The organism is Exiguobacterium sp. s194 (genome assembly GCF_018618275.1).
In the GTDB taxonomy this organism is placed as follows: domain Bacteria; phylum Bacillota; class Bacilli; order Exiguobacteriales; family Exiguobacteriaceae; genus Exiguobacterium; species Exiguobacterium chiriqhucha.
In genome coordinates this window covers 124,658-138,108 of sequence record NZ_JACSLT010000004.1, presented here as the reverse complement: position 1 = coordinate 138,108, position 13,451 = coordinate 124,658, and the positions used below count along the sequence as shown (strand labels likewise).

Here is a 13,451-nt window from a genome sequence, read left to right as displayed (position 1 = left end):
TTTTCTTATCGTACACGAAACTGACTTTTTTGAATAGCCGAACATACGAAACTACCCAATCCGATTAATCATCGATATGAAAGAAGGCTATATATGAAACGCTGGATTGAACAACGAATTAGCCGCCAAGTCCTCACCGTGTTTTACGTATTGATCGCCTTAATCACGTTGACGTCACTTGGCACATACTTTTATACCCAGCAAGCGATCCGCGAAACCACGGTCGAACTCGAACGGATCAGTGAACAGCGGGCCCGGGCAACCGATTTGTTCGAGACGTGGCAGTCGATGCAGTACGAGATGCGCGGCCACGTCCTGCTCGGAGAAGATGCCCTGTTGGCGGAAGTGAAACAAGCCCAGACCCGCATCGATGACCAGACGAGCTGGTTTGAACAGAACGCCGAGACAAACGAAGAGACGACGTTCGCGGAAGAGGCGCGTTTGCTCTTTACCATCTATACGACGCGCGTCATGCCTGGTCTCGAACGTTACGTTGTCGCCAAAGCGAACGGGGAAGTCGATGAGCCGTTCTTACAGATGGCGACCGTCGGCCAGCTTATGCCGAAAAATGCATCGTCGAATCAGACACGATTCAAATTTAATTCAAATAGTGCGGCCGATATGAGTGCGAGCATCGTCGACATGGAATCGGTCTTCACGGACTATCGCTCCGAGCTCGACTTTCAAGAGTCGGGTCTCCGGGAAGAACTGTCGGAGCAGCTCGCTAAAGCTCAATGGATGTGGCTACTTATTTTGCTCGGCGCGTTGTTCATCCTCTTCGTTAGCCTACAACCATATATTGTGCGGTTGACGAAACAGCTTGAGGCGCTCATCACGAACAGTGAACGGCTGGCCGTCGATCCGCATGCTACGCTTATTCCGATCAATCCAATGAAAAACGAGGTCGGTCAACTATCGAAATCATTTACGGAGATGTCGAGCTCGTTGATTCATCAACATACTGAACTCGAGAAAGAGCGCGAGAAGACGGCCCGCATTTTGCATACGATGCGCGACGCGATTGTCTTTGTCGAGGTAGACACAAACCAACGCTTCGCCAATGAGGCGCTGTTCGAACTGTATGAGCAGCCGTTCCCGTTCGGCGACCGTCAGAGCTTGTATCCGATTGACGCGTTTTATGAGCCGTTCATGGACCAAATCGATGATCAGGACGGTCTCAATCGCTTCACACACCGGGCTAAAAACTGTGGAATCTTCGATGAAACGTTTACGTATTCGATGCAAGGGGGAAGACGTATCATACGGATGTACGCCGAACCGATTGAACTGCAGGACGAACGTTTCGGCGTGATGTTTGTGTCGCGGGACATTACGAAAGAGATTGAGATTGATCGCTTGAAGACGGAACTTGTCGCGACGGTCTCTCACGAACTTCGGACCCCGCTCACATCCATTCTCGGTTTTACCGAACTGCTTGAACATCGTCACGTCGACGAAGAGAAGCGAAAACGCTACTTGAGCATGATTCATAGCGAGACGACCCGGCTCGAGCGGCTCGTCAGCAATCTGCTCGACGTGCAGAAGATAGAGTCCGGTAACGCGCAGCAAGACTTCAAAGTCGAGAGTTTGTTCGAACTATTGTCCGATATTCTTGAGATTCATGCTGGTTCGACCGAGTTGCATGCGTTCCATTTCGATTGTGATGAAACGATTCGCGTCTCCGGGGACCCGGCGCAACTGCGTCAAGTGTTCTCGAACATCTTGAATAACGCCATTAAATATTCACCCGACGGCGGCAATATCGCCGTCAACGTCTCGTGCGATGACGATGTCATCCGGATCGCCATCGAAGACGAAGGCATGGGGGTGGCGCCCGCAGATGCCGAACGACTGTTTGAGAAATTCTACCGTGTCCAAAACGAACAGAGCCGCAATATTGGAGGCACCGGCCTTGGGCTTGCGATCTGTAAGGAGATTATCGAATCACATGGCGGGACAATCAGCGTCCGTTCTGAACTTGGGAATGGGACGACCATGACGGTCGAACTCCCGATTGTCGCTTGACGAAAACCACTTCACATTGCGAAGTGGTTTTTTTTTAGTTTTTTTCAAAAAACGGTGAATGAAACATTCGTTTGGTACGATATACAGAGTGAAGACTTTGAACGATGAAAGGAAGACGAACCATGTTACGCGGATTATATACGGCGGCGGGCGCGATGAACGCGCTCCAACGTCAACAAGAGATTTTGAGCAATAACCTTGGAAACGTCCGGACACCTGGATTCAAGGCATCGAACGGCGTCGTCCGCTCGTTCCCAGAAATGTTGCTCGCCCAAGTGAGCCACCCGGGAAATTCGGGTTCACGCGTGCAAGGCGAGGTTGGCACGTTGTCGACAGGCGTGTATTTGCAAGAGACGATGCCGCGTTTCTCGACGGGAAGCATCTCCGAGACGGGCAGCCCGACCGACGTATATATGAAGGTACCGGCTGACGCGACGGGTGCCGCTATGTTCGCCGTCGAACAGAACGGTGAGACGCTCTATACGACGAACGGACGCTTCGCGGTCGATGAGGAACGCTTCTTGCGTTCGGCAGATGGCGGGTATATCCTCTCAGACGCCGGCGAACGGATTCAATTGCCGTCAAGTGAGTTCACGTTGTCAGGTGACGGACAAATCACGTCACTTGGGCAGAACGTGGCGACGCTCGGTGCCGTCCAAATCGATGACTTGGCGACACTCGAGCAAGTCGGGAACGACTATCGGGTCAATGGAGACGCACCGCCTGCTGCGAACGTTCAGTTCCAACAAGGATTTATCGAAGAGGCGAACGTCGATCTTGACCGGACGATGGCCGATTTGATGACGACGTACCGTCAATTCGAGGCGAACCAAAAAGTTGTCCAAGCATATGACAAGAGTGCCGAGCGGGCGATTGAAATCGCTCGGATTCGTTAAGGAGGAAGCCCATGCAATCGATTTATAACTCGGTGTCGTCGCTCACGCAGCTTCAGCGCCAGCTCGATGTGACCGGTCACAACATTGCCAACGTCGACACGGCCGGCTATAAGCGGGAACAGACCCACTTCGCCTCGCTCTTGTCGCAGGCGTATGACAATCAACCACGCGCCGAGCTTGAGGTCGGGCGCGACACGCCGAACGGGATTCGCATCGGTGTCGGCGGCCACGTCGCCGATATTAGCCAACAGTTCAATATCGGTCAGATTCGCAAGACTGACCGTGGCCTTGATGTGTTCTTGAAAGCGAGCCGCCAGTTCTTCGCCGTCGAGACGGAGAATGGTGTCGGATTGACTCGGAGCGGGAACATGCAGCTGTCGGTCGGTGAGACGACGACGCTCGTCGACGTGAACGGCAACGCCCTCCTGGGTGCGGACGGGAACCCGATCGTCATGCCGAATGAGTCGACGGCGCACCGCGTCCGTCAAGACGGGATGGTCGTCGCCAGCGTGAACGGGGTCGAGCAAGAGTTCGGCCGTCTCGATATCGTCGAGGTGCGCAACACGTCAGCGCTCCAACCGCTCGGCAACAACGTCTATGCGGCTGATTTGGCGGCGGACGTTGACCGTCCGCTCGGCAATCTGTTGATCGAAGGGACGCTCGAATCGTCGAACGTCGATTTGACGAAAGAGATGACCGACATGACGATCACGCAACGTGCGTATCAGATGAACTCACGGGCGCTGTCGATGAGCGACCAGATGATGGGACTCGTCACGTCACTGCGTTAATCACGGACCGTTCTTCTTCGGAAGGGCGGTTTTTGCGTTACACTGAATACGAGGAGGGATGGACATGCGGATTGTCGTGGCGATGGATTCGTTCAAAGGATCGTTGACGAGCGTGGAAGCGAATCGGGCGGTTTGTCGGGCACTCGCTGGACACGATGTCATCGAGGTGCCGATTTCAGACGGAGGCGAAGGATTTTTAGATGCGTGGCTCCTGACACATCCGCATGCCGAGACCATCACGCAAGACGTCATGTCGCTTGATGGGACGATGCGACAAGCAAGGTACGGTTGGTTAGAACTGACGCGAGAAGCAGTCATCGAAGTCGCCGAGGCGTCTGGGCTCACACTTGTCGATACGCTCGACCCGTGGCGCTACAGCTCCTATGGGACGGGGCTGCAAATCAAGCATGCGCTCAAGAGCGGGGCGACACGCATCACTGTTGGCCTCGGCGGGAGCGCGACTGTCGACGGGGGAAAAGGTTTGCTCGAGGCGCTCGGTGTCCGCTTCTTCGATGAGTTTGGACAGATCATTGGGCCGTTCCCGCATCAACTCGAGCACGTCGCTCAAGTCGATTGGACAGGACTCCTCCCGGAAGCACGTCATGTCGAGTGGCGCATCGCCTCGGACGTGACGAATCCACTCCTTGGACAAGACGGGGCCGCGGCCGTGTTCGGTCCGCAGAAAGGATTGGCGCCAGAGGACGTCGTGCGCTATGACGAACTGCTTGCCACGTACGCCCGTTGTTTCGAACGTGATTTGGCCACGCGGCCTGGGTCGGGCGCAGCCGGAGGTATCGGTTTCGCGCTCTATCAGCTCGGTGGCCGGTACGTGAGCGGTATTGAAGAAGTCATACGCTGGTCGAACCTGGAAGAGAAACTGCGCACGACCGACTGGTTGATCACCGGAGAAGGTCGCTTCGATGCGCAGTCGCTTCACGGGAAAGCGCCATACGGGTTGGCGTGCCTCGCCCACGCATATGGTGTCCCGACGCTCGTCTTCGCCGGACAATCGGAACTGATTGCCGTCCCGGACGTCGGGATTCAGGCCGTCTTCCCGATTGTTTCCCGGGTGATGATGCTCGAGGAAGCGATGCAGCAAGCGGCACCGCTCTTGACGGACGCCGTCAGCCGAGCGTTCCGGTTAATCGACAAAGACGCCTGAACCAACTTCGGTTCAGGCGTCTTTTGGTCACGGGCGTTCTTTTAATAGGTCACGAATCTCCGAGAGGAGCTGTTCTTCACGCGACAGTTCCGGTTCTGGTGTCTCTTCGACCGCTTTCTCACGTTTCAGACGGTTCAGCACTTTGACCATCATGAACAAGGCGAAGGCGACGAGGAAGAACTTGACGATTTCTTGCAGGAAGTTGCCATACGTCACGTTCACGCCGAGCACCGACACCGCGAGCGTCGAGAAGTCGATGCCGCCGATGAGGATGCCGAGGAACGGCATGAAGATGTCATTGACGAGCGACGTGACGATGGCCGTGAAGGCGGCCCCGAGGATGAAGGCGACGGCCAGGTCAATCACATTGCCTTTGATTGCAAACTCTTTGAATTCTTTCCACATAAAAATAAACCCTCCTAAATGATGAATACTCTTACGATAGCACAGCATAGGTGGAAGCGGGCAGGAATTTTTCACAGAAGCGTCGCCCTTGCCCTAGGCCGGGCGCTTGTTCGACGTATGGTAGATACGTTACACTTATATAGAACTCATGCAATAGTTTTAATACCAGGTACTAATATGTTATGATTAATTCAGCTGAAAGGATGTATGGACGTGGCGAACGAAGAACAGAACGGCTCGGAACAGACCGAGTCCAAAGAGCGGACGGAGCGGAAGCGATTATCGAACCATCGACGTTTCCCAATCTTGTTACGCGTCATCGTTGTCCTGCTGTTGGCTTTCGTGATGCTTGCGATTGGGGCCATCATTGGGTACAGCGTGATTGGCGGAGGCGAGTGGAAGGACGTGTTCAACATCGACACGTGGCGCCATATCACCGATTTTTGGCTAACATCATAAGGGTGGTGGAACCATGTACACGATTGAACAGATTAAAGAAGTGATCCCGCATCGGTACCCGTTTTTGCTCATCGACCGAATTCTTGAAGTCGAAGAAGGCACACGGGCCGTTGGATTAAAGAATGTGACGGCGAACGAAGAGTTCTTCAATGGACATTTCCCAGACTATAACGTCATGCCTGGCGTGTTGATCGTCGAGGCGCTTGCGCAAGTCGGCGCTTTCGCGATGCTCAAGCAGGAGTCGAACCGCGGCAAGCTCGCGTTCTTCGCAGGTATCGATGGATGTCGCTTCAAACGTCAAGTCGTCCCGGGCGATCAATTGCGCCTCGAGGTCGAGATTTTGAAAGTGCGCGGACCAATCGGTAAAGGGCGCGCCGTGGCGACGGTCGATGGAGAAGTTGCTTGTGAAGCGGAACTCACTTTCGCCTTGAAGTGAGGAGAGAACGAGATGCGCGTATTGGTGATTGCCTTGATTCTCGGATTGGCGACCATCGTCGGTTGCCAACAAGTGCAAGATGATCCGACCGAAGAGAACGTCGTGTTCGAGCAGGACGTCGAAGATGCGATGATTGAAAAACGGGCCGGTCAATCGGAATCGATTGCGGTCTCGCTCGAGCGGACGAACAGCTCGACGATGCTGTTCACGATTCGGATGCTCGAAGACCGTCGCCTCGATCCGACGACGATCATTAGTTATGAAGTCGACGGCACGCGTGTCCCGATTCCGTTCGGTGAACTCGTCGCGGAACGCGAAGGGGACGTGCGAACTTACGTCTATCAAGCGGATTTGAACCCCGATCTATTCGTCACCGAGACGCTGCCTCTCTTCCATATTGGAGAAGAGGGCGAGGCTGAGGTGTCGATGCCGCTCGAGGTAGTAGATTCGACAAATGAATGAACGAACGGATGATTTTTGTCGAAAATCATCCGTTTTTTTGTGCAGTTTTTCGGAAATCGTCCGATACATACAGTAAGGACGAATGGAGGGAATCACATGAAACGAAATAAACCACAATTGCTACAGACGCGGATTTTGGCGATGATGTTGGCATTCATCACGCTACTCATCGTCACATTCGGCGTGTTGCAGTACGTCAGTACGAAGCATACGGTACAGAGCTCGATGCAAGCGGTCCTGTTGGCGGACGGGGCCCGGATCAGCGAGGCGATCGACGCGGAAGCGTATGCGGCATTTTTACAGAACCCTGCGAAAGATGAACGGTTCGAGCAGTTTCGGGAACAGCTCGACACGTATCGGACGCAAATCGGGGCCATGTATGTGTACACACTCGCAGCCGACGGCGAAGAGCTTCAAATCATCGTCGATGGTATGAGCGCGGCCGACGCGGTCGATATCGGAACGCCGACGACGGCGACATCGTTTGCGGACGCGAGAGCGGCGTTTGAAGGGGGGACCGTCACGACACCGATTGTCGAGGACCCAGAGTACGGGGACTATATGACGGTGCTCGTTCCGATCAAACAAGGCGGGGACGTCATCGGTGTACTTGGAATCGACAAAGGGGCGAGTGATGTCGCAGCGGTGACGGAAGACGTGTTGCAAGAGAGCTTGCCGCCGATTCTCATCGGACTCGTCGTCTTGCTTGGGATTGCCTCGGTCATCATCTGGCGCTACCTTGGCTGGAAACTTCGTCCGCTCCGGGAGCTCGAGCGTGTCGCGACCCATATCGCGAGCGGGGATTTGGCGACGGCGGCTCGTGAGATGGACAACATCCAGTTGAAAGCGAACGATGAGATCAAGCGGCTTACCGCCTCGATGGATCAGATGACGAAAATGCTCCGCGACTTGATTTCCGGATTACAAACGTCCGCTCAGACGGTGCGCGATGAGAGCGGCAACGTGGCGAGCATCTCGGAAGAAGTGAACGATGCCTCGCGTCAAATCGCGTTCACGATGGAAGAAATCGCGGGCGGTGTCGAGAATCAGAGCGTGCTCACGATGAAACTGTACGGACATATGAATGAGTTCTCGGGACTTGTCGACCAGACGGCGCACGACGGCAACGGCGTGAGCGAACAAGCGGAAGTCGTCAGTCGGGTGACGGCAGAAGGGCTCGAACTGATGGAGGATGCCGTCGGCAAGATGACGAACATCCATCTGCAAGTGCGCGAGTCGCAAGGCCAGGTGAAGGACTTCGAGCAACAGGCGGACGAAGTGACGGCGCTCGTCACGATGATCCGTCAAATCTCTGAGCAGACGAACTTGCTCGCCTTGAACGCGGCCATCGAGGCGGCTCGTGCCGGGGAGCATGGAAAAGGCTTCGCCGTCGTCGCTTCTGAGATTCGCAAGTTATCCGACAGCGTTGCGCGGTCGGTCAGTGAGATTTCGGAAATCGTTGGCAGCGTCAAACGAAACTCGATCGCGCTCGGCGAGACGTTCACGGACAGCATGTACGCTGCCGAGGACGGCAAGCGGACGCTCGAGGAGACGAAGCGCGCCTTCAATGAGATTGAACAGAGTGTGCGGGAGATGCAGCGCCTGACGAACTCGATGCAAGGGCAGCTCGGACGCGTCAAGACGAACCAAGACGACATCAAACGTGGTCTTTCTGACATCGCGTCGATTTCTGAAGAGAGTACGGCTGGTAACGAGGAAGTGGCCGCCTCGACCGAACAGATGTCGGCGACGAGCGAGACGATGAACCGGCTCGTTAAAGATTTGTCGCACACGGCCGAGGACATGCAACGCATGAGCCGACAGTTCAAGTTGTAAACAGTCTCAAGTCAGACATACCTCCGTTGCGTCCGTTATACTAGGCGCAAGGGAGGTTTTTTCATGCAACGCGTCTCAAGTGAACTCACACAATTCCGCGGCAGTCACTATGACTTTGGCCGCTTTCAAGGACAATACATCAAGCGCAGCAAACTGCTCGAGAACCGGACCGACCAGTGGAAGCTCCGCGTCCCGCGCTTTGAGATTGACGAGCGCGAGGCGAAGCAGGCGTTCGACCGGTTCGCTCCGAAGATTTGGGAAGAACTGCTCGGCCTGCAGGATGAGCTCGAATTGACGCTCGCCGACACGCTCCTTCACTTCGGTCATTTCCGGGTCAATAACCCGGTCAGCGGCTGTTCGATTTTGACGGGGGACAACTTCCTCGTCCGCAACTATGACTATCACCCGATGACGTACGATGGACGCTATAACGTGTTCCAGCCAGATGAGGGTTACGCCGTCATCGGTCCCGTCTCACGTGTCACCGGCCGGATGGATGGGATGAACGAGAAAGGGCTCGCCATGGGTTATAACTTCATCAACCGCCGGCGCCCGGGGGATGGGTTCGTCTGCCAGATGATTGGCCGAATGATTCTCGAGACGTGCGCCACGGTCGAGGAGGCGGTCGATCTGCTTCAAGAGATTCCGCACCGCGGCTCGTTCACGTATGTCGTCCACGACAAGTCGTCGAAGACACGCGTCATCGAAGCGACACCGCGCGACATTCGCGTCCGCGAGTCGAATATCTGCACGAACCATTTCGAACTGCTCCAACACGAGAACCGTTACCATCTTGATGATTCAACACGCCGGATGATGGAAATCAAGATGTATCAACATATCGTCCAGGACGCCGAGAGTGCGTTCCGGCTCATGAACGACTCGGACAAAGGCGTCTTCTCGGAGCTGTACAAGAGCTGGGCCGGCACGATTCACACGGCGGCTTATTTCCCGGAGACGCTCGAGACGTGGTTCGCCCTCGGTGGCGACCGCGACCCGGTCATCTTTGATTTTCAGGAGTGGCTCGATGGTAAGGATTTTGATTTACATGCCCTCGATGGGGAAATCGCGACCGACATCGAGTTCGCGAACACGGTCCAACTTTGGCGGTAACGAAAAACAAGCAGCGACTCATCATGAGCCTCTGCTTGTTTTTCGTTCGTCTGGCGCACGTTAAACCGTACTGAATTCTTTAAAACCGGGAATACTCATAGCAGGAGGGATTCATTATGAAACGAATCGGATTATTAGCCATCATGCTCAGTTTGATTGTCGTCCTCGGCGGCTGTGTGCCGGGCGACGGGACGTACACGACCGACCCGGCCGGCTTCTTTTGGGGCGTCTGGCACGGGTGGATCGCACCGGTGTCACTCGTTTTAGGATTGTTCAATGACACGTATCGCGTCTATGAAGTGAATAACACCGGTTGGTTCTACGATTTGGGCTTCTACATCGCCATCATCAGCGGGTTCGGCGGGATTGCCGTAACGCGCAAGAGTCGGGGCTAAACTAGACGAGACATCGTCTAGTTTTTTTATTGACCCACTTTAGCAAAAACTGAATTTGCATATAGAAAATCATGCTATATTTTTTAAGGTTAATCAGATATTTCCAAAAGGAGACAGAAAGATGTTTATAAAAGTAAAAAAAAGTTGTGCGATTTTAATCGCGATGATGTTACTGGGAGCAATCATTTCACCTCTGCCTATACAAGCCGTAAACGTATCGGAAACGACCGCAGATTTGCGTGTTATAGAAGGAACTACGGATCAACCCAATCAGCATGTCACGATTGTCGCTGATGAAAAACTTGTCGAAACCACAAGTGATGCGAATAAAAAGTTTACATATACGTTTCCGAAATCACCAGTAGGAAGAATTGCCATTTATCAGCGGAATAGCGATGGTTTTGATCAGGTCATTCAAATGATTGAGCGAAGTGAACCTAAACCTCAAATGAAACCTGCAGCTCCGCAAGAAGTGACATACCTCGGGATGATTGATAACGAGTTCGTGTTCATTACACACCCAACTCATACCATCCATGCGACATATGAGGGACGAGCAAAAGAAGGAATGGGTACGTTAAGAATACCAAAAAATCAAGCGGACTCTGTTAGTGTCTATGTGAGTAGTCCGGAAAAGGCATCGACCCCGATCAAAACATATAAAGAAACAGCTGCGAAGACGGATATCATTCGTTTAGACGCTGCCCCACATGAGACGCTACGCGTATCTGGGACGACGTTGCCTTATGTGAAAGTAGTCGTGAAAATCGGCTATGATGAAGAAATTGTACAAGCCGATGGGACGGGTAAATTCGATTTCCCATTCAAAGGTTGGGAAATATGGGCCTATCAAGAACAGGGATACTCGATTCAACCGGCACATTTGATGAATAAAATGCTTGGTGGAATTCACGGATTCACAATGCCCGCTTTCAAAGCAACGCCAGATCGTCCCTTATTTATCATCGAAGAGTCATTCACGCAATTTCGGGGAGTGACGTTCCCAGGTGCAGTGATTTTAATTGATGGCGATGGGTGTGGCATCAGTTATGAACAAGGGCAGTTTGATTGTTATTACCCACAAAACGATCGAGTCGATCGGACGCTTACGATTGAAAAAGATGGCCAGACCATTTTCACGAAGCAAGTAAAAGTTAAACGTAAAGTCGAAACAATCAAATTTGAAACACAATCGTTTGATCTCGCAGAAGCACGATTGATCGGTAAAGCGACACCAAACCAAAAGTTTGTCGTGGCCTATTCGGATCCAAAAGCTGGAAATGCTCAAGTTCGTGTACAGGCAAAAAGTGATGAAGCGGGTAACATTGTCTTTTCATTACCTAGACTATACGGACTGAACTATATGGTCTCTTATTTGGACGAATATAATTATTCTCATCCAAAAGTAGAGCTTCGTGCGGAGGATAATCGCCCCGCTCCGATTCCAAATTTCAAACTTGAAAGTGATCGTATGGTAATTGGAATTCCACCATTCCATTACCCGAACAAAACGATATCATTTGAAACGAAGATCGAAAAGTCGGACGGACGTTCGATTGTTGAGAAAGTAGATTTGAAAAATCCGACGGTTCCACTTGAGCTAAATGACAAGTTCATGATTAGGACGCTCCTTCAAGATGGACGCGTCTCGGAGTGGGTTGAAGGAACGTTTGATGCGATTCAAAAACCATCGATCAAAGAACTGACAAACCACACGAAAGTGTTGACAGGGACGACGGAACCGAACGCTAAGCTTCAGTTCTCGAAAGGAATCACAAAAGAAGTGACGGCAGATGCCTCTGGGAAATTTGAGTTCGCCGTCAACTTGGAGAAAGTCTCGACGTTTAACGTCCTCGTTCAAGTGGCGGGGAAAGCAGATCAACGCTTCACGTATGCAGTAGAGGATACGATGAAACCGACATTACAAATGTACGGAATCTTGTCTGACGAAGCGACGCAAATAGACGCCGAAGCCAATGAAAAAGTAACGGACTTTACGATTGCATACTATAAAGGGGAGAGGCTGTTGCGAGAAGGCATCGTCAAACCAATCCATTCGTTCCCAAAAAACAACTCTAAAATCATAACGACCTCACAGTTACCTGTCTCAAATTTGAAGAGGGACGGCGTGACCCATCTTGTCGTCAAAGTTAAAGACCTCTCCGGTAATTGGTCGGAAGGAAATAAAGTTACAATCAAAGACATAGTTGCACCTCGAGTAACGCTTCAAAAGTATGTTTTGCCAGGTGAACGACTCATCTATGGAAAAACAGAACCAGGGGCCAAAGTTACGTTCACTTATCGAAGTGATAAAGAGAAAGCAGTCTCAGTCTCGAAAACAGGGGATTTTGTCATTAAAACGACAGACCCTATGTACTTATTCTATAATGGGGTCCGTCACAGTAAAGTAAGAATCACTACAAAGGATGCAGCGGGTAATGTGGCATATACTTATGTAGGACCAGTCGGTGACAAAATTCAAGATATTCGTATGAATGGGGATCAGCGAATTTGGTTTTACTCCCCATCAGACAATATGATTCAAAAACAGTATGAGTTCACCGTGAACGGGCAAACTGTCAGCCATAAACACATGGGCAATGTGGTCACATGGTCGAATGATATTGAATTACCTGCCGACGTGACAGTCAAACTCGTCAATCCGGATAAAACGATTAAGTATGAAGTCAAGAAGACGGTCACAAAACCGTATAGCGGCAAAAATGTATCCGCCGTTAAATTCCAAAAAGCATCCCGTCACATTACAGGCGTGGGAGAGCCGCAGGCAACGCTTGAAGTGTGGAATGGTACGACTAGAGTTGGTCAAACGAACATCGATGCAACAGGTAAATTCAGTTTCTATCTAGTCCGTATGTACAAAGAAGGCGAAAGCTTAAAGTTCGTGACCATTCCTAGACTTGGACAAAAAACGTCAGTTACACTCAAGGCGAAAGATAACACGGCACCAACCAAGCCGACAGTCCATGCAATGTCGGCAGCGTCAACGAAAGTCCAGGGGAAGACAGAAAAAGGGGCAACCGTCCTCATTACGTATAACGGGCGGACCTATACGACGAAAGCGAACAGCTCTGGTTCATACGCCTATTCGATTAATAAATGGCTACCAGGAAAAACCGTTTCGGTCCGTGCAAAAGATACGACTGGAAATGTGTCGACGGCAACTGTACAAACCATCAAGTATGCGTTCAAACAATTCAGTGTGAATACTGTACGAACGAGTCACACCTATGTGACCGGAAAAGGACATCCGGGTGCGACGGTACAAGTGTATGGTAGAGATTCGAATATTGGAAAGGCTGTCAAAGTTGATTCGAAAGGGAACTTCAAAGTTTATGTGAATAAACAACGTCAAAGCAGTATGTTGACCGTTGAAATGACACGCTCGAGTTATATGACGAAGCGTATCAATACTATCGTTGCTAAATAACAAAGAAACCTCTCGAGATTTCA

Annotated in this window: 12 protein-coding genes; 11 read left to right on the top strand and 1 reads right to left on the bottom strand. The window is 51.8% G+C overall.

Features of this window, described 5'->3' with window-relative positions; genetic code table 11:
* Nucleotides 1–93 precede the first annotated feature (93 nt).
* The 4 genes from KNP85_RS06310 to KNP85_RS06295 all read left to right on the top strand — a co-directional run bounded on the left by KNP85_RS06310 (nucleotide 94) and on the right by KNP85_RS06295 (nucleotide 4,874).
* A complete protein-coding gene (locus tag KNP85_RS06310; protein ID WP_214802239.1) occupies nucleotides 94–2,025 on the top strand; it encodes a sensor histidine kinase in 1,932 nt (643 codons plus the stop codon).
* Nucleotides 2,026–2,147: 122 nt separating this feature from the next.
* A complete protein-coding gene (locus tag KNP85_RS06305) occupies nucleotides 2,148–2,921 on the top strand; it encodes a flagellar hook-basal body protein (RefSeq protein WP_214802236.1) in 774 nt (257 codons plus the stop codon).
* An 11-nt stretch (nucleotides 2,922–2,932) separates the two neighbouring features.
* Nucleotides 2,933–3,712 (top strand): flagellar hook-basal body protein, encoded by a 780-nt coding sequence (locus KNP85_RS06300; protein WP_214802233.1) that lies wholly within the window; start codon nucleotides 2,933–2,935, stop codon nucleotides 3,710–3,712.
* A 64-nt stretch (nucleotides 3,713–3,776) separates the two neighbouring features.
* Entirely contained in the window at nucleotides 3,777–4,874 is a 1,098-nt protein-coding gene (locus tag KNP85_RS06295) for a glycerate kinase (RefSeq protein WP_251136244.1), read from the top strand.
* Between the two features lie 27 nt (nucleotides 4,875–4,901).
* On the opposite strand, the gene mscL is transcribed toward KNP85_RS06295, so the two are convergent.
* Nucleotides 4,902–5,279, bottom strand: a complete 378-nt coding sequence (mscL, locus tag KNP85_RS06290) for a large-conductance mechanosensitive channel protein MscL (protein ID WP_214798702.1) — start codon at nucleotides 5,277–5,279, stop codon at nucleotides 4,902–4,904.
* A 207-nt stretch (nucleotides 5,280–5,486) separates the two neighbouring features.
* On the opposite strand from mscL, the gene KNP85_RS06285 reads away from it, so the two are divergent.
* From KNP85_RS06285 to KNP85_RS06255, 7 genes are all read left to right on the top strand, one after another.
* On the top strand, nucleotides 5,487–5,738 hold the full coding sequence (locus tag KNP85_RS06285) for a DNA-directed RNA polymerase subunit beta (protein ID WP_029594701.1): 252 nt from the start codon (nucleotides 5,487–5,489) through the stop codon (nucleotides 5,736–5,738).
* A gap of 13 nt (nucleotides 5,739–5,751) precedes the next feature.
* A complete protein-coding gene (fabZ, locus tag KNP85_RS06280) occupies nucleotides 5,752–6,174 on the top strand; it encodes a 3-hydroxyacyl-ACP dehydratase FabZ (protein WP_029594702.1) in 423 nt (140 codons plus the stop codon).
* Nucleotides 6,175–6,186: 12 nt separating this feature from the next.
* Nucleotides 6,187–6,636 carry a hypothetical protein gene (locus KNP85_RS06275; RefSeq protein WP_214802230.1) on the top strand — a complete coding sequence of 150 codons (450 nt, stop codon included), beginning with the start codon at nucleotides 6,187–6,189 and terminating at the stop codon, nucleotides 6,634–6,636.
* Between the two features lie 96 nt (nucleotides 6,637–6,732).
* Nucleotides 6,733–8,472: a methyl-accepting chemotaxis protein gene (locus KNP85_RS06270; protein ID WP_214802227.1), complete on the top strand. Its 1,740-nt coding sequence runs from the start codon at nucleotides 6,733–6,735 to the stop codon at nucleotides 8,470–8,472.
* Between the two features lie 63 nt (nucleotides 8,473–8,535).
* Nucleotides 8,536–9,585 (top strand): C45 family autoproteolytic acyltransferase/hydrolase, encoded by a 1,050-nt coding sequence (locus tag KNP85_RS06265; protein ID WP_034779192.1) that lies wholly within the window; start codon nucleotides 8,536–8,538, stop codon nucleotides 9,583–9,585.
* Between the two features lie 116 nt (nucleotides 9,586–9,701).
* The gene (locus tag KNP85_RS06260; RefSeq protein WP_214802224.1) at nucleotides 9,702–9,980 is read left to right on the top strand and encodes a hypothetical protein; all 279 of its coding nucleotides are present in this window, start codon (nucleotides 9,702–9,704) and stop codon (nucleotides 9,978–9,980) included.
* 121 nt (nucleotides 9,981–10,101) lie between these two features.
* Nucleotides 10,102–13,428, top strand: coding sequence for an Ig-like domain-containing protein (locus KNP85_RS06255; RefSeq protein ID WP_214802221.1), 3,327 nt, complete (start codon nucleotides 10,102–10,104; stop codon nucleotides 13,426–13,428).
* Nucleotides 13,429–13,451: the final 23 nt, after the last annotated feature.